This is a genomic window from Sabulibacter ruber (assembly GCF_017355955.1).
Classification (GTDB): domain Bacteria; phylum Bacteroidota; class Bacteroidia; order Cytophagales; family Hymenobacteraceae; genus Nibribacter; species Nibribacter ruber_A.
The window spans coordinates 2,396,030-2,414,789 of the sequence record NZ_JAFFID010000001.1 but is presented as its reverse complement, the minus strand read 5'-3'; the positions used below and the strand labels follow the sequence as shown (position 1 = coordinate 2,414,789).

16 protein-coding genes are annotated in these 18,760 nt (G+C 50.5%); 11 read left to right on the top strand and 5 right to left on the bottom strand.

Translation table 11 applies throughout. From position 1 onward, the window contains the following. Entirely contained in the window at positions 1-3,165 is a 3,165-nt protein-coding gene (locus JT719_RS09835) for a SusC/RagA family TonB-linked outer membrane protein (RefSeq protein WP_207432827.1), read from the bottom strand. A gap of 883 nt (positions 3,166-4,048) precedes the next feature. Between JT719_RS09835 and JT719_RS09830 the strand changes: the two genes are divergently transcribed. Both JT719_RS09830 and JT719_RS09825 read left to right on the top strand, forming a co-directional pair. Continuing rightward, on the top strand, positions 4,049-5,149 hold the full coding sequence (locus tag JT719_RS09830; protein WP_242693121.1) for an acyltransferase family protein: 1,101 nt from the start codon (positions 4,049-4,051) through the stop codon (positions 5,147-5,149). A 186-nt stretch (positions 5,150-5,335) separates the two neighbouring features. After that, positions 5,336-6,406: a LacI family DNA-binding transcriptional regulator gene (locus tag JT719_RS09825; RefSeq protein ID WP_207432826.1), complete on the top strand. Its 1,071-nt coding sequence runs from the start codon at positions 5,336-5,338 to the stop codon at positions 6,404-6,406. Positions 6,407-6,415: 9 nt separating this feature from the next. Here JT719_RS09825 and JT719_RS09820 read toward each other — a convergent pair whose 3' ends face one another. Continuing rightward, positions 6,416-6,769, bottom strand: coding sequence for a hypothetical protein (locus JT719_RS09820; protein WP_207432825.1), 354 nt, complete (start codon positions 6,767-6,769; stop codon positions 6,416-6,418). Between the two features lie 13 nt (positions 6,770-6,782). On the opposite strand from JT719_RS09820, the gene JT719_RS09815 reads away from it, so the two are divergent. From JT719_RS09815 to ureG, 6 genes are all read left to right on the top strand, one after another. Beyond that, entirely contained in the window at positions 6,783-7,409 is a 627-nt protein-coding gene (locus JT719_RS09815) for an urease accessory protein (RefSeq protein WP_207432824.1), read from the top strand. A 45-nt stretch (positions 7,410-7,454) separates the two neighbouring features. Further along, a complete protein-coding gene (locus JT719_RS09810) occupies positions 7,455-7,733 on the top strand; it encodes an Rdx family protein (protein WP_207432822.1) in 279 nt (92 codons plus the stop codon). Positions 7,734-7,775: 42 nt separating this feature from the next. Further along, positions 7,776-8,531 carry an urease subunit gamma gene (gene ureA / locus JT719_RS09805; protein ID WP_207432821.1) on the top strand — a complete coding sequence of 252 codons (756 nt, stop codon included), beginning with the start codon at positions 7,776-7,778 and terminating at the stop codon, positions 8,529-8,531. A gap of 237 nt (positions 8,532-8,768) precedes the next feature. Then, entirely contained in the window at positions 8,769-10,490 is a 1,722-nt protein-coding gene (gene ureC, locus JT719_RS09800) for an urease subunit alpha (protein WP_207432819.1), read from the top strand. Between the two features lie 352 nt (positions 10,491-10,842). After that, the gene (locus JT719_RS09795) at positions 10,843-11,520 is read left to right on the top strand and encodes an urease accessory protein UreF (RefSeq protein WP_207432818.1); all 678 of its coding nucleotides are present in this window, start codon (positions 10,843-10,845) and stop codon (positions 11,518-11,520) included. A gap of 43 nt (positions 11,521-11,563) precedes the next feature. Next, positions 11,564-12,316 carry an urease accessory protein UreG gene (gene ureG, locus JT719_RS09790; RefSeq protein ID WP_207432816.1) on the top strand — a complete coding sequence of 251 codons (753 nt, stop codon included), beginning with the start codon at positions 11,564-11,566 and terminating at the stop codon, positions 12,314-12,316. A 120-nt stretch (positions 12,317-12,436) separates the two neighbouring features. On the opposite strand, the gene JT719_RS09785 is transcribed toward ureG, so the two are convergent. Continuing rightward, complete coding sequence (locus JT719_RS09785; RefSeq protein ID WP_207432815.1) at positions 12,437-13,294, bottom strand: urease accessory protein UreD; 858 nt, start codon at positions 13,292-13,294, stop codon at positions 12,437-12,439. A 109-nt stretch (positions 13,295-13,403) separates the two neighbouring features. On the opposite strand from JT719_RS09785, the gene JT719_RS09780 reads away from it, so the two are divergent. The 3 genes from JT719_RS09780 (at position 13,404) to JT719_RS09770 (ending at position 16,758) form a co-directional block, all read left to right on the top strand. Further along, positions 13,404-14,279, top strand: coding sequence for an alpha/beta hydrolase (locus tag JT719_RS09780; protein WP_207432814.1), 876 nt, complete (start codon positions 13,404-13,406; stop codon positions 14,277-14,279). A gap of 230 nt (positions 14,280-14,509) precedes the next feature. Then, a complete protein-coding gene (locus JT719_RS09775; RefSeq protein WP_207432812.1) occupies positions 14,510-15,856 on the top strand; it encodes an NAD(P)/FAD-dependent oxidoreductase in 1,347 nt (448 codons plus the stop codon). A 746-nt stretch (positions 15,857-16,602) separates the two neighbouring features. Continuing rightward, positions 16,603-16,758 (top strand): hypothetical protein, encoded by a 156-nt coding sequence (locus JT719_RS09770; RefSeq protein WP_207432811.1) that lies wholly within the window; start codon positions 16,603-16,605, stop codon positions 16,756-16,758. A gap of 245 nt (positions 16,759-17,003) precedes the next feature. Here the strand turns inward: JT719_RS09770 and tsf are convergent, their stop codons facing one another. Together tsf and rpsB are read right to left on the bottom strand one after the other, a co-directional pair. Further along, complete coding sequence (gene tsf / locus JT719_RS09765; protein WP_207432810.1) at positions 17,004-17,837, bottom strand: translation elongation factor Ts; 834 nt, start codon at positions 17,835-17,837, stop codon at positions 17,004-17,006. Positions 17,838-17,985: 148 nt separating this feature from the next. Beyond that, positions 17,986-18,747 (bottom strand): 30S ribosomal protein S2, encoded by a 762-nt coding sequence (rpsB, locus tag JT719_RS09760; RefSeq protein WP_207432809.1) that lies wholly within the window; start codon positions 18,745-18,747, stop codon positions 17,986-17,988. Positions 18,748-18,760 lie beyond the last annotated feature (13 nt).

Here is an 18,760-nt window from a genome sequence, read left to right as displayed (position 1 = left end):
TTAGAAAGTCAGGTTAATGCCGGTGGTGAACGTTTTTACATTGGGGTAAGCCGCTGTGTAGGCATCGGTCTCGGGATCAATGCCCTCATAAGGCGTGATCACGAACAGGTTTTGAGCGGTCACGTGGATGGAGGCTCTGGAGAACACTTTGCCGGTCCACTTGGTAGGCAGGGTATAGGCCAGCGCAACGTTCTGCAACCGGACAAACCAGGCATCCTGCAGGAAGAAATCGCCTACGCTGTACGGAGACCAGCCATAAAAGGAGCTGGGCTGGGTAGTGGATGGATTTTCCGGAGTCCAGCGGTTCTTCACGGTGCGTAAGGCATTGTACCCGTAGGTGTAAATACCATCGGCACTGATGCCGTAGGTGGTGTAATTAGGATCGGCCATTTTACGCCCGAACATGCCATTAAAATCAAAGTTGAGGCTGAATCCTTTGTAGGTGAAGATGTTGGTCATGCCCACAATCAGGCTAGGGTCTGAGGTCCCGATGAGTCTGGTATCGGCATCATCAATGATTCCGTCTGGGGCACCGGTGCGCATGAAACGGCCATTCTCGTCTACCATGGGGTTGCCATTGGCGTCACGCTGGTAGCCGTTGATGTCTTTGATCTTGATCATGCCGGGTCTCAATTCTGGCTGAGAAGGCACCTCTTCGCCCACCTGCATGATACCATCTGCTACCCGCGCGTAAATGGCTCTGATAGGATCATTGACGTTCTCGTACACGGCAGGCTTCCAGTCTGGGGCTCTTTCTTTCCAGGTGTCTTTGAACCTTGAGAACGTGAAGATGGATCTCCACTCAAAGTCATTGCGCTGGAAGTTGCGGGTGCTTACGGTCAGTTCAAAGCCTTTGCTCTGAGTCTTGCCCACGTTGGCCATGATGGTGTTGATGGGGTGGTAGGAGTTGATGGGTTTGAAGGCCAGCAGGTCTGAAATTACCCGGTTGTACACCTCCAAGGAGCCGTCTATGCGCCCGTTAAAGATTGAGAAGTCCAGACCAAAGTTGGCCTCAGTGGTGGTTTCCCATTTAAGATCAGGGTTTTCCAGGCGGGATAGGGATACCCCGATCTCTCTGGTATCATTACCCGAAAGCCAGGCGGGGTAAGCATAATAGGCCGCAAAGGCGTTGCTGCCAATAGAGGCGTTCCCGGTCTGACCATAACTGGCTCTCAGTTTAAACTGCGAGACGGTGTTAGCCAAGCCCCCGAAGAACGGCTCCTCTGCTATGTTCCAGCCCACGGCTACCGACGGGAAAGTACCCCACTTATTGTTTCGGGCAAACACGCTGGCCCCATCGGTCCGCACGGTCAGGGTGAGCAGGTAGCGGTCTTTCAGGGTGTAGTTCAAGCGACCAAAGTAGGAGGCCATTACGTTTTCTGAGCGGGAAGAGCCTACGGTTTTGGTGCTGCTGCCCGCCCCCAGGTTGTTCCACAGGAAAGCGTCTGAGATAAAGTTGGTGTTGCCAACGTTAGTAAAGTCATTGTAGAAATTCTGCTGCGAGGCACCGGCTAATAAATTAATGCGGTGGTGGGTAGCAATCGTCTTGACATAGGAGGCAGTTGCCTCCATCAGGTATTCGTTTTTATCAATCTCGGCAATGGAAGCCCGGCCAAATTCCAGTGCCCCGTGGATGGTGGTTTTGGGAAGGTAATTCCAGCGCTTGGTAATGCCGCGGTCCATGCCTCCTTTCAACCGGATGGTGAGGTCTGGGATGGGAATAATGTCTATAAATGAGTTGAGCAACATGCGCTCAATGCGGCCTTCATCTGAAATGGTGAGCAGGGAGTATGGATTGGGCTGCAGAGCCAGGAGCGGGTTTACGGGGTAGTTGCCGTTTTCATCAATGGGTTTGATGTGCGGCCCCATCTGCATGGCGGCCCGAATGATGCCTGAGTTCTCAAACTGATCACCTCCTAACTGGCTGTTGTCATTATTGATGCGGCTTGCCGTAAGGTTCAGGCCGAACTTGATGTATTTGTTTACGTCCTGGTCTACATTGGCCCGTACAGTAAACCTTTCAATGCCGGAGTTTTTGATGACTCCGTTGTGCTTGTAGTAATTACCCGAAAGCAGGAACTTGGTAGATTCTGTGCCGCCCGTCAAGGATAGGTTGTGCTGCTGAATGGAGCCATCACGGGTCACCAAACCAATCCAGTCGGTGCCCCGGCCCACGTTATTGATGGCATTTTGGGTGTATAATCGGCGAAACGGCCCATTAATAGGATCGGCCTGTGCTTCCTCCAGTGTTCTATTGCCATAAGGAATCACGTTGTTGTCAAAGTTCCAGCGCTCCCAGGCGGCTTCGTTGCGCACCTGCATCCACTCGTTCAAAGGCAATACATCAAAAGGATTGTTGTATTTCTGAATGGAAAAGGTGTTGGAGTATTGCACCTCTGCTTTGCCGGTTTTTCCTCTTTTGGTGGTGATGAGAATAACCCCGTTGGCGGCCCGTGCGCCATAGATAGAGGTGGCGCTGGCGTCTTTGAGTACCTCAATGGACTCAATATCATTGGGGTTGAAGGAGTTCAATATGCTTTGGGTGCCGGCCTGGTAGCGTCCGCCGCTCCCGGGTTGCTGTAAATCTGAGATGGGGAAGCCGTCTACTACAATCAGAGGAGCGTTGCTGGCGTTGATAGAACCGGCACCCCGGATCAGAATGTCAAGTCCGCCACCGGGTTGAGCACTGTTCTCCCGAATCATTAAACCGGCCGCTTTGCCCTTTAGCATGTGCCCGATAGACGCGGCACCGGAATTCACCACCAGGTCTTCTGCTTTCACAGAACTGATGGCTCCGGTTAAGTCCCTTTTCTTCTGGGTGCCGTAGCCCACCACCACTACCTCATCCAAGGCTTTTCTATCCTGAGCCATCTGCACATTCACGGTGGGTTCACTGCTGACCGCTACTTCCTGTGAAAGTAAACCAATAAAGGAGAACACCAGAGTTGCCCCTGAAGGGGGTACCTGTATGCTGAAAGCTCCGTTTGTGTCGGTAGTGGTACCGGTGGTAGTTCCTTTTACCACTACGCTGACACCGGTTAAGGCCTGACCGTCTTCTTTAGCTGTTACGGTACCCGTCACCGTACGGCCCTGGGCGGCCGCTTGCAGCACCGGGAGAAGCACCAGTAGCGTTAGCTTCAGAAATGTGTGTACCAATTTTTTCATGTAGATGCATTTTATGGGTGAGGTGTGGGCAAAAAGAATGGAAATAGGGTAAACCCCTTGAGGAAAGGAGATATCGGGAGCCGTTCTAAAGGAAAAGCAAAAAGTATCAGACTTTAGTCTGCAATAGCTGATCTATTAGAAGTGATGAGGTGATATAGGAAGAAGCTCTGGTCAGGAAGGAGCAGGCAAGGCTACGTGCCTGAAAGGAGACAAAGTATTGAAATTAGGTTCCATAAAGGTTTGTTTGTTAGGTATTAGTCTGGTTCTGTTGTAAGCGCAGGAAATATCTTAGACGGTTGGCACGCCACAAGCAAATGAAGCTGTCACTTTCTTAAGATTGTCGCAAGGGAGTTATTCTACCTTTACTAGGGTTAACTCCGCTATTGATCGGTACTACTCTCTCCAATTCGCCCTCTGGCCCTTGCTCTGCAACCATTAGACGGGTGTCTTTAGGTTACCAGCTACCTCTCTTTTATGGAGATTTTTTGTCTCTGTGTCTTAAACATAGCTACTATAAATTAGATTAGCAAGAACTTTAATATGAAATGTGTTCGTAGACGCAAAGATTTTTCATATATGTGCTCGAACACATAAAGGAAAGGTAAAAAACTTGTTTGCTGTTTTTATATTCTCATATTTAAGATAATATTGGGTTCAAAGCACCTTAGTTGATGGCTAGAAAAGAATATGGGGAGAGTCTAAATGCACAAGGAAGTAGAAGAATTTTCCTGTTTTGAGGATTCGGGCCAAATAATAAGGGCTTGGCTTTTGCCTTAATTTAAGAAAAGGAAGCTAAAAATGCTGTCCCACTCTATCTGTAATAATATGGAGTTAGATCTGGGCTAATAGAATATTATTCACTAAAGGCATACAAGTATTCCCTATGAAGACAAGCAACCGCCTTCTTTCTCTTGATTTCTTGCGAGGAGTGATCATGGTGCTATTGGCGGCCGAAAGCACCTTGTTGTATGTGCGGTTACAGGAACTAACTGGCCGCGAGGGAGTCGCAGGAGCCCTGGTGCAGCAGTTCTTCCACGTGCCTTGGCGAGGGCTTCATTTCTGGGATTTGGTTCAACCGGCCTTTATGACTATTGCAGGTACCTCGCTATATTTTTCTGTCCAGAATCGGTTCCAGAAAGGCGATGCCCGGGCGGTGATTACTGGGCATGTGCTGAAGCGAAGTCTGAAGCTTCTGCTGTTTGGGGTGGCGCTTCATTGCGTATACGCCGGTAGGTTGGTGTGGGAACTGTGGAATGTGCTCAGTCAGCTATCGGTTACGCTGTTGGTAGCGTATGTGCTGCTTCCTTACTCGGCACGAACGCAGTTGTTGGTTTCTTTTCTATGTATAGGAGTAAGTGAGGCGTTGTACCGCTTTGCCCACATTCCGGAGTTTGACCAGCCCTTCACCCCAGGCAAGAACTTCGGTTCCTGGATGGATCTAGTCCTGATGGGCAAACTGAACAGTGATCATTGGATTGCCATGAACTTCTTGCCATCGGCAGCCCACACCATCTGGGGAAGCCTGATAGGTAAAATATTAGCCTCCAGTAAAACAGCATCATTTAAGATCAAGGTTTTGGTGCTGACAGGTGTGGTGGGAGTGGTGATAGGACATGCGCTGGATTCAATGGGGGTAGACCCCATCATTAAGCGTACCTGCACGGCTTCCTTTGTCATTGCCTCAGGCGGTTGGGTATTCCTGCTATTGGCTTTGTGCTACTGGTGCATTGACGTAAGAAAAGCCGGACCTTGGGTACTGTTTTTCACCGTAGTAGGCATGAACCCAATATTTATCTATCTGTTCTTTGAAACCGTAGGCCTGCAATGGTTAAACGGAACAGTGGCCATTTTCACCAACGGGTTTACCAATTGGCTCAGTCTGCCAGTTCAAGTGCTGGCGGTAGTGGCTTCTGTTGTTACGTTGGCGGTAGAGTGGTATATCTGCTATTGGCTGTACCAAAGACGCATATTCCTGCGGGTTTAGCAGAAAGAGCCAAGGATACAGCATAAAAAGGAAGGTAAGCGGTTATTAGTATATTTGCCCGGAGACCTAGTGTTGTATAATCTCCCTGCTTGTTTAGCCCTAAGACATCTTTGTTGGTACCAGTGCGGTTCTTGAATGTTACAGCAAGCTTGTAATCTATAATAGATTGAACCAGAAATTCTATCAATGGTAAAGAAAGGCATCGTACGGATAAAAGATATTGCGGAAAAAGCAGGAGTTTCAACAGGTACCGTAGACCGAGTTCTGCATGAGCGAGGGCGCGTGGCCGAGGACGTGCGGCAGAAAGTCTTGGAAATAGCCCAGGAACTCAACTACCAACCCAACCTGCTGGCCCGCACCTTGGTGAACAACCGCGTGTACGAGATAGCTGCGCTCTTACCAGATCCTGGCCAGGATGTTTATTGGCAGGCTCCTAAAACCGGGGTGGAGAAAGCCCAGGCTGAGTTAGCTCAGTACGGGGTAAGGGTGACACAATTCATTTTTGATCCCTATGAAGCCGCCTCTTACCGGGAAAAAGCGAACGAAGTCATTACTATGAGCCCCGATGCCATCTTGGTGGCGCCCATTTTTTACCGCGAGTCGCTCCCTTTCTTCAAGAAATGGAAAGAACTGGGCATTCCTTTCGCGCTTTTCAACACGCACATCCCCGATTACGAGCCCCTCATTTATATTGGGCAGGACTCTTACCAAAGCGGATTTCTGGCAGCTAAATTGCTGCACTACGGGCATCCGCAGGGAGCCACTTTTCTGGTTGCCCACATAGACGTTGACCTATCCAACTCCTCCCACCTGATCAATAAGGAGCAGGGGTTCTTTGACTATTTTACCCAAACTGGCTCAGAAACGCAGTACCCGCTGCTGCAGGCCGATCTGCACAATTCCTCTTCAATTGATTTCCATAAGCAGTTAGATCAGTTGCTGCAGGATAATCCCACAATCAGGGGCATCTTTGTCACCAATTCCAAAGCCCATACCGTAGCCCATTATCTGCAACTAAGAGGCGTTTCCCACATCAAGTTGATCGGCTATGACCTCATGGAAAGGAATCTTCACTTTCTGAACGCAGGCTTGATTGAATTCCTGATCAACCAAAACCCCAAAGGGCAGGGCTACTGGGGCATTTATGGCTTGGCCGATAAACTGGTGTTCAAGAAGAAGGTTAGCCCTATCAAATACCTGCCCCTAGACATTATCACCAAAGAGAACCTACACTATTATATAGAGGCTGATCTATAGTCCCTCCGATTATAGGTACTGCTGATTTCTGTTTCCGGCCTGTTTTAGGTAAAACAGGCCGGAAACTCTTTGCTTGATCTCTTCGGTTTGGCTCGACTTCTCCTGCCATTTCTCATTTTTTCTCTCTTTTCTGGAAAATCTTTCTTTCTCTGATTCCATCCAGTTTCTTGCCTTTGGAGCATGAAAAAAGCTTCGGTTAGAAATGCATTCTCTCAAAAAGAAGAAAGAACCTCGGGAATTTGAGTGGGATTGTCCTTTTAAGGAAAATTTGATTATCACTGTTCTTCTTTGCCGAAAATGCTGGCCTTTGTTTCTTTGGCTGTGTTTCTTAAATTGTTTTCCATAAAATTTTAGGAAGTACATACTTTAAAAATCCATGCAGACTTTGTTGCCTCTCATGTTCGCTTCTCTGGTGGGAATGGGCCACGCGTTTGAGGCAGACCACCTCATTGCCGTGGGCAACATTGTCTCCAAGCGCGACAGTTGGCTCCTGGCCATGAAAGACGGCTTGTTCTGGGGCCTGGGCCATACCACCACCATTGTGCTGCTGGGCTCGCTCATCATTCTGAGCCAGGTTATTTTCCTGCACTCTACTAATTATGAAGCTGGCTTCGGGTATTTTGAGGCCGGGGTTGGATTGATGCTCGTGATCATGGGCATCAGCCGGTTGACTAACAAACAGAACTTCTCAAGAACCAGAACCCCGCGCTACCAGCACAGCTATGCCTACACCGTGGGCCTGATCCACGGCTTGGCTGGCAGCGGGGCCTTAGTGATTTCCATCATGGGCAAGATCGAGAATCCGTGGCTGGGCGTGGCGTACTTGGTCATGTTTGGGTTGGGCTCCATTCTGGGCATGTTTGTAGCCGCCGGACTGGTAAACATCCCTTTCACCCAGCGCATGAAAATTGGCCGAAGCGTACGGATGGGCATGGTGGTGGTTTCCTCGGTGCTGTGCGTGACCTACGGCGGCTGGATGATGTACGAAAACCTGATTCTGTAACCTTGATGGTCGTTTTCTTCCTCTTTTCCCAAAACTAGCCCCTAAATGAAACCTACCGTCAGCATAGAATATTGCCCCAAATGCGGCTGGATGCTGCGCGCCGCCTACATGGCCCAGGAACTGCTCACCACTTTCACAGAGGACCTGAAAGGCGTGCTCCTGGAACCCAGCGAGACCAGCGGCTCCTATATCATCCGGGTCAACGATCAGGTGATTTTTGACCGGAAAACTGCTGGACGCTTCCCCGAGATCAAGGAACTCAAGCAACTCGTCCGTGACCAGGTGAACCCCGAGAAAAGCCTCGGCCACTCAGATAAAAAATAACCAGACTCTAGACTCAGAACTCAAGACTCAGAACTCCCTCTCATGCATCTTTTGCCCAAAGACATAGACAAACTGGTGCTGCACAATGCCGGTTTCGTGGCCCAGAAACGCTACGCCCGCGGCCTGCAGCTCAACTACCCCGAGGCGGTGGCCCTCATCGCCACACAGTTGCTGGAGTTCATCCGGGACGGCGAGCGGGTGGCCACCCTCATGGACAAAGGCAAAAAGCTCCTGGGCTTCGCCGATGTCATGGAAGGCGTGGCCGAGCTGATCCACGAGGTGCAGGTGGAAGGCACTTTTCCCGATGGTACCAAACTGGTCACCGTGCACCATCCCATCTGCCGGGAACAAGGCGCTCCTGAACTGGCCCTGTACGGCTCCGGGCTCACCAAAACCGCGCAAACCGCCCCGCTAGACACGCTCATTCAACCCAATCCCGGCGAGTACCTGCTGGGAGAAGACAAGCTCACGCTCAACCAGGACCGCACTACAATAGAAGTGGAAGTCACCAACATGGGCGACCGGCCGGTGCAGGTGGGTTCCCATTATCCGTTCTTCGAAACCAATGCCCTTTTGCAGTTTGACCGCGCAAAAGCCTACGGATTCCGCCTCAACATTCCGGCTGGCACGGCCGTGCGCTTTGAGCCCGGCGAACGGAAACGGGTGACCTTGGTGGAACTCTCAGGTGAAAGAATCAGCTACTGCGGTAATAAGCTGGTAGACGGGCAACTTTCTGATGACCACAAAGCCGAAGCTCTGGAGAAGGCGAGTCAGCAGAATTTTTTTAGTACTCCTTAAGCTTCGTTTATGGTCAGTTTTTCTGAAAACGAACCTGAAATGAGTTGCATTTGAATCTACCTACTATGGCGCGGAAGTTACTTCCGTGACTTTTGAACACAGGCAAGGCACGGAAGTAACCTCCGCGCCATAGCAGAAAAGAACGCTGGCAAACCAGAAAAACCGAACTTCCGCTTGAGCCTGTTTTCCTCAAAAAAGCCCAAAAACAATCAACAACCAGCAACCAACAATCAAAATATGAGCCTTCCCCTTGACCGCCGCGCCTATGCCGAGATGTACGGACCCACCGTGGGCGACCGCGTTCGCCTTGGAGACACCGATCTGGTGATCCAGGTAGAAAAGGATTACGCCGTCTACGGCGAGGAATGCAAGTTCGGGGGCGGGAAGGTGCTCCGCGACGGAATGGGCCAGGCAGCCGGCATCGGGCAGGCTGAGGCACTGGACCTTATCATCACCAATGCGCTAGTCCTGGACTACACCGGTATCTACAAAGCCGATATCGGGGTGAAGAACGGGCGCATCTCCGGCATCGGGAAAGGAGGCAATCCGCACATCATGCCGGGCGTCACCTCAGGCATGGTGGTGGGCGTGACCACCGAAGTAGTAGCGGGCGAAGGCCTGGTTCTGACGGCGGGCGGCATTGACTGCCACATCCACTTCATCAGCCCGCAGCAGATCAACGAGGCGCTGGCCTCGGGGGTGACCACCATGGTGGGCGGCGGCACGGGTCCGGCGGCGGGCACGACGGCTACCACCTGTACGCCCGGCGAGTTCTATATTAAGATGATGATGCAAGCCACGGAAGCCTATCCGCTGAACTTCGGGGTTCTGGGCAAGGGCAACTCGTCCAAACCCGAGGGGCTGATAGAGCAGGTGGAGGCCGGCGCGCTGGGCTTCAAACTCCACGAGGACTGGGGCACCACGCCCGCGGCCATTGATACCTGCCTTTCCATTGCCGAGCAGTACGACGTGCAGGTCTGCATCCACACCGATACTTTGAACGAGAGCGGTTTCGTGGAGACCTCCACAGCGGCGTTCAAGGGCCGCACCATCCACGCCTACCACACCGAGGGCGCGGGCGGCGGGCACGCCCCTGACATCATCAAGATCTGCGGCGAGCCCAACGTGATTCCGTCCAGCACCAACCCCACGCGGCCGTTCACGGTCAACACCATCGACGAACACCTGGACATGCTCATGGTCTGCCACCACCTGGATAAAAACATCCCCGAGGACGTGGCCTTTGCCGAGAGCCGCATCCGGGGTGAGACTATCGCCGCGGAGGATATCCTGCATGACATGGGCGCCTTGTCCATTATCTCGTCAGACTCGCAGGCGATGGGCAGGGTGGGCGAAGTGATTACCCGTACCTGGCAGACAGCCCATAAAATGAAACAGCAGCGCGGTTTGCTGCCCGAAGACAACGGCAAAGACATAGAGGCCGATAACTTCCGGGCGAAGCGCTACGTGGCCAAATACACCATAAACCCGGCCCGAGCGCACGGCTTCTCCGAGGAAATCGGCTCCGTAGAACTGGGTAAACTGGCCGATCTGGTGCTCTGGAAACCCGCGTTCTTCGGCTCCCGGCCCGAGATGATCATCAAAGGCGGCATCATTGTGCAGTCGCAGATGGGCGATGCCAACGCGTCTATCCCCACGCCGCAGCCGGTCTTGTCAAGACCTATGTTCGGTTCCTTCGGCAAGGCCATCGGGCAGACGTCTATGGTGTTTGTGTCGCAGGCCTCGGTGGAGTATGTGCAGCAGCATTACGGCTTACAGAAGCAGGTAGTGGCCGTGAAAGGCTGCCGCAGCGTCACCAAGAAAGACATGGCCCTGAACGACTACCTGCCCAACATTGAGGTAGACCCCGAGACCTACAAAGTCACTGTGGACGGCGTGCACCTCACCTGCGAACCCGCCGAAAAACTGCCCCTGGCCCAACTGTACAACCTGTTTTAATTATTCATTCGGAACGCGATTTACCCACCCCTACCCCTCCGAGGAGGGGATTTTCCGCTAGTAGTTCAAAGGAAGCTTTAGCCTAAATCTTAACTGTATTAGGAATTCCCCTCCTCGGAGGGGTAGGGGTGGGTTGATTCTCAACATCGGGAAATCTCAAATTGGACTGCGAATTAAGAATGGTTGACCAACGGCAGATATATGGTATTCTGTTATCCTGTAGAGACCAGGCACTGCCTTGTCTTCACGTTTCCCGATCATCGTTCCTAATCCAATGCACTTTATGCCTTTTTTCGCCAAAACGGCACCAAAACAGAACTACCATCTTACAGCTACCTTTAGCATCTCATAAATGAAATTCGCCCGGCTGCTGCACCTTGTGGATTCTTCCATTCCTACTGGCTCGTTTGCCTATTCCTACGGGCTGGAGAGCAGCATCACGTTCGGGCTGATCAAGGACCGGTTGGGGCTGCGGCATTACCTGTACTCGTACCTGCAGCAGGTGGTGGGCATGGAAATTCCGTTTCTGAACTCATGCTGCCACCTGCCAACGCCTGATCTGAACGCCAACCTCCAAACCATTGCCGAAGAATACGACGCCATGATGCTGGTGCCTACCATCCGGAAGGCCAGCGTGGTGCAGGGCAAGAACTGGCTGAAACTCCTGGAGTCATTCTACCCGGCCTCGGGCATGCCGGAGGTGCGGCGTTGGTTTGAGGCGCAGGACTTGCCCACGCATTTTGTGCTGGTGTTCGCGCTGTGCCTCAAACGGGTGGAGTTTGAGCTTTCCGATGTCCAAACCATGTACCTGCACATGGCGCTGCGGGACCAGGTGAGCGCCGCCATCCGGCTGGGCTTCATCGGCCCCATGGAAGGGCATAAGCTGCAGCACAATTTTTACTCGATTTTCGAAAATCTGCTCCAAAACCAAACAAGCAAAGAGTACACCCTAGCCACCAGATCGGCTTTCATGCTGGACACCGCACAGGTCTTGCAGGAAGACATTTACTCCAAACTGTTCCAGAATTAAATTACTCACTCATTCACTCAACCACTCATTCACTCATTATCCTATGCCTTTTGTAGATAAACTAGCGCTGCTGCTGCACGGACACACCCACGAGTTCTATGAATCGCCGGGCAACTTTGACGAACGCGAGACCCGCAAACTGCCGCCCTACCGCAACTTCCGGAAGCGGGCGTTCACCGTGGGCATCGGCGGACCGGTAGGCACGGGCAAAACCGCCCTGCTCAAAGCCCTGTGCGAGCGCCTGCGCAACGACTACAAGCTGGGCGTGGTCACCAACGACATCTTTACCCGCGAGGATGCCGAGTTCCTCATCCGGAACAGCGCCCTCTCCGCCGACCGCATTGTGGGCGTGGAGACCGGCGGGTGCCCGCACGCCGCTATTAGGGAAGATATCTCCCTGAATATGGATGCGCTGGAAGGCCTTATGGCCCGGTTCGATAACCAGATTGACCTGCTGTTCGTGGAAAGCGGCGGCGATAACCTGGCGGCCCACTTCAGCCGCGAGTTGGTAGATTATTCCATTTATGTGATCGATGTCTCGGGCGGCGATAAAATTCCGCGCAAGGGTGGGCCGGGCATCACGCAGTCAGACTTGCTGGTGATCAACAAAATTGACATCGCGGCTCTGGTGCGCGCTGATTTGGGCGTGATGGAGCGCGACTCCCTCAAGATGCGCGGCGATGGTCCGTTTGTGTTTGCCCGCGCGCTGGACGGCTATAACCTGGATGTGATTATCAACCATATTTTCCAGGCGAAGGAAAGAGCGCTGCAATCGGTGCGGGAGGATAGGCGGTAGGCTGGCGCACTCAGTAATCCCAAGGATACCGGCGGCTCCCGCAAGTTCCTATTCGGCAGGCGAAAGGCTGTTTCACGCCTGTTTTCAGGAAATCAGATTAAAAACAGGCGTGCTCTGTGGCTAATATTTCCGTTCCAGCGGATTGTAGCCGAAGAATTCTTCCTGGCTCAAGGTTTCCAGCAGATGCTGGCACAGCGGCTCCAGGTCCTGGCGGGTTTTGCCCATGGCGCGGAGCACGTAAACGCCTTCTTTCGCCTCTGAGACGGAAAGCACATAGTCTTTCTCCGTCATGGTGAAGTCCAAACCCGTGCTGCCCGGCATCTTCAGTTCATGTAGCGTTTGGGCAAGTTGGCAGAACCGGCTGTTCTCCGGCGAACCTACCAGATAGGCCGAGAACATGGTCTGGTACGCATCAAAATTGGCGGGGGAGGAGGCGATGTGTTCCTCCGGCGTGAACCCGAACCGGTCCAACAGCACCAGCCTGTTTCCCACGCTTACCTTCAGTTCTGAGGAAAACGCCTCAAAAACGAACTGCTCGCCCTGGTCCATGCGGCCGGAGTGAAACCAATCCACCACCAGCAACACCGCCGAGGGGTGCAAGTGCCAATGCTGCGTCTGTTTGTAGCGGCTTTTCTCCTGCGGCACCACTGGGTCTGGGAACGAGACCGCCAATCCGTTTTCACCTACGTGCGCGTTGAAATGCTGCTCGGCATCGGCCTGATTGGTGCTTTTGAAGATCTTGGTGTTGGCTTGGGTGCTCAGGAAAAGCCGGGCGTGTGCACCGCAGGTAATCCGCAGGTTGATTTGGTCGCCGGAAACCATGCCGCCCCCGTAACTAGACAGCACCACGTGGCAGCTGTCATAAAAAGAGCCGGGATTCAGGATTTTCAGCGGCTGCAGGTTCTTGCTGGAAATAAGCCGTGACTTGCCGTTGACTAGGGCCACCTCTACTTCGCTCCAGTGGGTTGTATTCTCCATCAATTTTGTTTTCAGCTTTAAAATAGAGAAGAATTAGCAGAAAGCCATTATACTTGAGACGTGCTTCGGGGCATGACATCCGTTGCCGTACCTACCTAACCTCATGTACATGCGCAAACTTCTATCTCTTCTGTTCCTTTTGCTTTCCTGGCAGGCCATTGCCCAGCAGCAAGGCCTCTTGAAGGAAAGCCTCTCTACCAAAAGCAAAATCCTGGGCTATGATGTGAAATACTCCATCTACTTTCCCCCTGATTATGCTGCCTCTAACCGGCGCTACCCGATGCTATACCTCTTGCACGGCTACACCGACAATGAAACCGGTTGGACCCAGTTTGGCGAGGCGCACCTCATTGCCGACCGCCTCATGCAGGCCGGTCAGATTCCGCCTATGCTCATTGTCATGCCAGATGCCGGCGTTACCTGGTATATCAACAATGTTTCAGGCAAGGAAAAGTACGAGAACTTCTTTGTCAAAGAGTTTATCCCGCACATAGACAAGCTTTACCGTAGTCGCAGCAGCAAAGAGTACCGGGCGGTGGCGGGGCTTTCCATGGGAGGCTACGGAACCCTCATTCTGGCTATGAAACACCCTGAGTTGTTTGCGGCGGCGGCACCGTTAAGCTCGGCCGTCTTCACCGATGAAGATTTCCAGAACATGCCCGATGATAACTACAACCGGATCTTCGCCAACATCTTTGGGCAGCACCCCAAAGGAAAAGAACGCCTGAGCTCCCATTGGAACCAGAATTCTATCCTTAAGCTGGTGGAAACCACCCCCGCTGATACCCTGAAAAAGGTGAAGTACTACATTGACTGCGGTGATGATGATTTTCTGATCAAAGGCAATATGGCTCTGCACGCGGCAATGCTGGACCGTCATGTTCCGCACGAGTTCAGGGTACGGGATGGCGGCCATACCTGGACCTATTGGCGCACCGCTCTGCCCGAAGTCCTCAAGTTTGTAGGGGACACCTTCCACCGGTAAAGCAGAGTAAATTCACCGCCATTTTCCTTTAAGCATCGTTCCTGAAAGTGTTTTAGGGCTGGTTTTCTCTAATCAGGCCTAAAACACTTTTTCTTTTAGGCGTTGCCTCAACCCTAGTCTTCTCTTCTAAGTAAATAGAACATCTTATATACTGGAAAATCAGTATAAGGCTATTGAGATATAAAGGCTTTGGAGACATCCCGGGCCGTGCAACCCTCTACAGAGAAACTATGCTTCATATAAACGAGCTTACCCTCAACATTCCGGAGACTACCAAACCCAGGGTAGTAGTAATTGGCGGCGGATTTGGGGGTGTGAATTTGATCAGGAAACTGTCTGGAAAAGATTTTCAGGTGGTGCTGTTTGACCGGCAGAACTATCATGGGTTCTGGCCGTTGCTGTACCAGGTAGCAACCGCGGGTCTGGAACCAGACTCCATTGCCGAGCCCCTCCGGAAAATGTTTGACGAAGACTATGAAGACTTCCACTTCCGGCAGGTGAAGGTGACAGGCATCAATCCGGCCACTAAAACGGTGACCACGCTGGTGGGAGATCTGCCATATGATTTCCTGATCATCGCCACCGGTACCAAGTCCAATTACTTCGGGAACGAGCAAATCAAGAAGTTTTCTTTCCCACTCAAGCAGATACCTGATGCCCTGAACCTCCGGAGCCAGATGCTGCAGGCCTTTGAGCAGGCTACCATGATCAAAGACCCTGATGTGCGCCAAAGCCTCCTGAACTTTGTCATTGTGGGTGGTGGACCTACCGGCGTGGAACTGGCCGGTGCTTTGGCCGAGATGCGGAAACACATTCTTCCCGGCGATTACCCGGGACTAGATTTCAACCAGATGAACATCATCCTGGTAGAAGGCCTGGACAGAGTGTTGCCCCCAATGTCTCCAAAATCCAGCCAGGCTACCAAAGAGTACCTGGAAGGCGCCGGGGTGGTGGTGAAACTGAATACCCTGGTAGAGTCTTATGACGGCCAACTGGTAACCTTTAAAGGCGGAGAAACCATTAGAACCCAAACCCTGATCTGGGCTGCGGGAGTTTCCGGAGCCCAGATTGCCGGTTTGCCTCCCGAAGCCAGTGAACGCGGCCGATATCTGGTGAATACCTTCAATCAGGTGAACGGCTTCACGGATATTTTCGCCATTGGCGACGTAGCGGCTATGAAGACCGAGAAATGGCCCCGCGGGCATCCGGGCGTAGCGCAACCTGCCATCCAGCAAGGGCAACACTTAGCCAAGAACCTGCACCGCTTGATCCGCAAAGAGCCCATGCAGCCATTTGAGTACTTTGACAAAGGATCACTGGCTATCATAGGGCGCAACAGGGCCGTGGCAGATTTGCCTAAAGATATGCACCTAAAAGGCTTTTTGGCCTGGGTGACCTGGCTCTTTGTGCACATCTACTATCTTATTGGCTTCAGGAACAAGCTGGTAGTGTTGGCTAACTGGGTTTATAAGTTCTTCACCCGTGAAAACGGCAACAGGTTGATCATTCGTCCGTTCTTGCGGAAAGACGATGTGGCTGGCCATGAGTTTGTCCGGCGGCAAGCCGACCTGGACTGATGCACTGGGTTATACAGGACATATAAGAAGAAAGCACTTTAAGGATAGTTACTAGGAAAGGCCTGCGAATTGCAGGTCTTTTCTTTTTAAGCAACTTTTGAGTTGTTTTTGCCTTCCTTTTCCATAATAGGAATAAAACCCAACAAGCACTGGGGTAAAATGGAAGCAATTGGATAATTCCTGTAGGTTTTTGAGCCTTATAATTTTAAAATATTTAAAAAGACGCTGATTCTTCCTCTAAGTCTCCCTCCCTGAAGCTGCCTTTTTACGCACCTTTTGAAAGAACTTTAAATGTATACAAGTGCGAGTTGAATAAGTTCAATTGCGGTAAGTATAAATACTATGTTGAAGAATTAATTTGGACTGTTCAATGTTGAAATTTAATGTTGTTTATACTTACTTTTAGGTAATATCTTCTTTCTAAGAATAATTAGTACAAAAAATTTTGCAGTTGATAAATAAAGCTCTATATTAGATAAACAAATTCATATTCATCATTCAGGGTGTTCTTTTGGTCAATGTAAAAGTTTAGTGATTTTATTGAACTAGTTGCTAATCTTGTGTTGTTCCTGAAGCTGAAGATTATATTTAATCTTAGTTTATTTCAGTACGTGTTTAGAGATGGGGTAGAAGGGAGTAAGCAGAAGGTTTACTGACCTGATTTATCCAGATTTGGACACTTTAGTTATTTGAATGTCAAACCCCATAATAAGTTATTTAATTGTTAAATCAGTAATTCCTACGCCATGAAAGCTAAAGCTACCTTTTTAAGCTACATCTCTGCAGAAAAGAGATTGAGAAAAGAACAATCTAAGTTGAAGAACGCTGCTAAGATGAACAAGACCCACGTTGAACAAGTTGCCCAGCTTGAGAACAGAGGAACAATGACTGCAGGTAACTGATGAAGGCAAAGCTGTGCCTGTGCATGTGAACTGAACCTACGCAAGAGAAATAACCTATAACCAAAACTATATAGACAAACTATTTACTACAGCCAGTACGCAGATTTTTGAGGGTAAAGCTTACCCTTGCCCAGTACAAGCTATTTTATCAAATATTTGAATCAAGATTGAATTCAAAAAAATGAAGCCCCACCGCGTTAGCAGTGGGGCTTAAAGCATTTATAGGTAAGGCTGGTTCTAAAAGATTAGCCAATAGCTACTCTCTTGAACTCAGAAACAGTCATGCCTTTAGAAGTTTTATCTAGCAGCTGAGCAATAGTCAAAGAAGAATCTTTCACGAACTCCTGGTTCAACAGAGTGCTTTCTTTGTAGAACTTGTTCAGTTTACCCTGAGCAATTTTCTCTAACATAGCCTCTGGCTTGCCTTCCTGACGGGCTTGTTCTTTCCCGATCTCAATTTCGCGCTGGATAGTTTCTGCATCAACACCGTCTTTGTCAACGGCGATAGGGCGCATTGCCGCAATCTGCATGGCAACGTCTTTTCCTACTTCAGTTACTTCGCTACCGTTTGTGTTTACAAGACCTACTAACACACCCAATTTACCATTAGAGTGGTTGTAAGAAACAACTTTCTCAGCATTCACAGTCTCGTAAGAAACTACGTCAATTTTCTCTCCAATTTTACCCATCAGGTCAGTGATGTGGTCTTGCAGAGAACGGCCATCAGCTTGGGTAGTAGCCAATAACTCTTCTTTGCTGGTAGCGTTGGTAGAAACAGCAGCATCCAGAACAGCTTGAGCCAATGTCTGGAAGTCAGCTACTTTAGAAACAGGCTCAGTTTCGCAGGCAAGCGCAATCACTTTACCTACTGTTCCTTCCGCGTTTACTTGTGTTAACACAACGCCTTCAGAAGTTACGTTGTCAGCACGTTTGCTGGCAATTTTCTGACCTTGCTTACGAAGAATATCTTTGGCTGCTTCAAAGTCACCGTTTGCTTCGGTCAGCGCTTTTTTGCAGTCCATCATACCAGCGCCAGTTTCCTGACGAAGTCTGTTTACATCTTGTGCTGTAATAGCCATTGTTCTTTTATTAAGAATTACGGTTAATGAGTTTTTATTGGGAGGGGCCTTTGCGGCACCGGTTTGGTTAAAAAGAAACTGAACATCAGTGGCTAAGCTTCCTAATGTTCAGTTTCAAATCTTTATCTAAATCTAAAGAGACAGAAGCTTATTCAGCGTCAATTTTCTCCTGGATGCCTTCTTCCTCGGCACGTTTTCTGTCTGTATCTTCTTTGTCTACTTTACGCTCAGACAGACCTTCTTCAATGGCGCGGCCAATCAGAGAAGTGATCAGAGAGATAGACTTAGAAGCGTCATCGTTTGCCGGAATTGGGAAGTCTACAGTCTCTGGGTTAGAGTTAGTATCTACAATGGCAAATACTGGCAAGTTCAGTTTCTGTGCTTCTTTGATAGCGATAGCCTCACGCTTCACGTCTACTACGAACAGAGCAGCTGGGAGACGTGACAGGTCAGCGATACCGCCCAACACACGCTCCAGTTTCTCACGCTCGCGGTTCAACATCAGACGCTCACGTTTCGCCATAGCGGCGTAAGCGGTGTTGTCTTTCACCATTTTGTCAATAGTTGACATTTTCTTCAAAGACTTGCGTACAGTCTGGAAGTTAGTCAACATACCACCTAACCAACGGTCAGTCACGTAAGGCATTTTAAGGCGTTTTGCCTCTTCTGCTACAATGTCCTGAGCTTGTTTTTTAGTGGCAACAAACAAAATCTTACGGCCAGACTTAGCAATCTGCTTGATAGCGGCAGTAGCCTCATCCAGAGAAGCAAGCGTTTTGTTCAGGTCAATGATGTGGATACCGTTTTTCTCCATGAAAATGTACGGAGCCATTTTAGGATCCCATTTTCTGGTAAGGTGGCCAAAGTGCACACCAGCATCCAGTAAATCTTTATAAGTTGTATTAGCCATGATATTGATACAG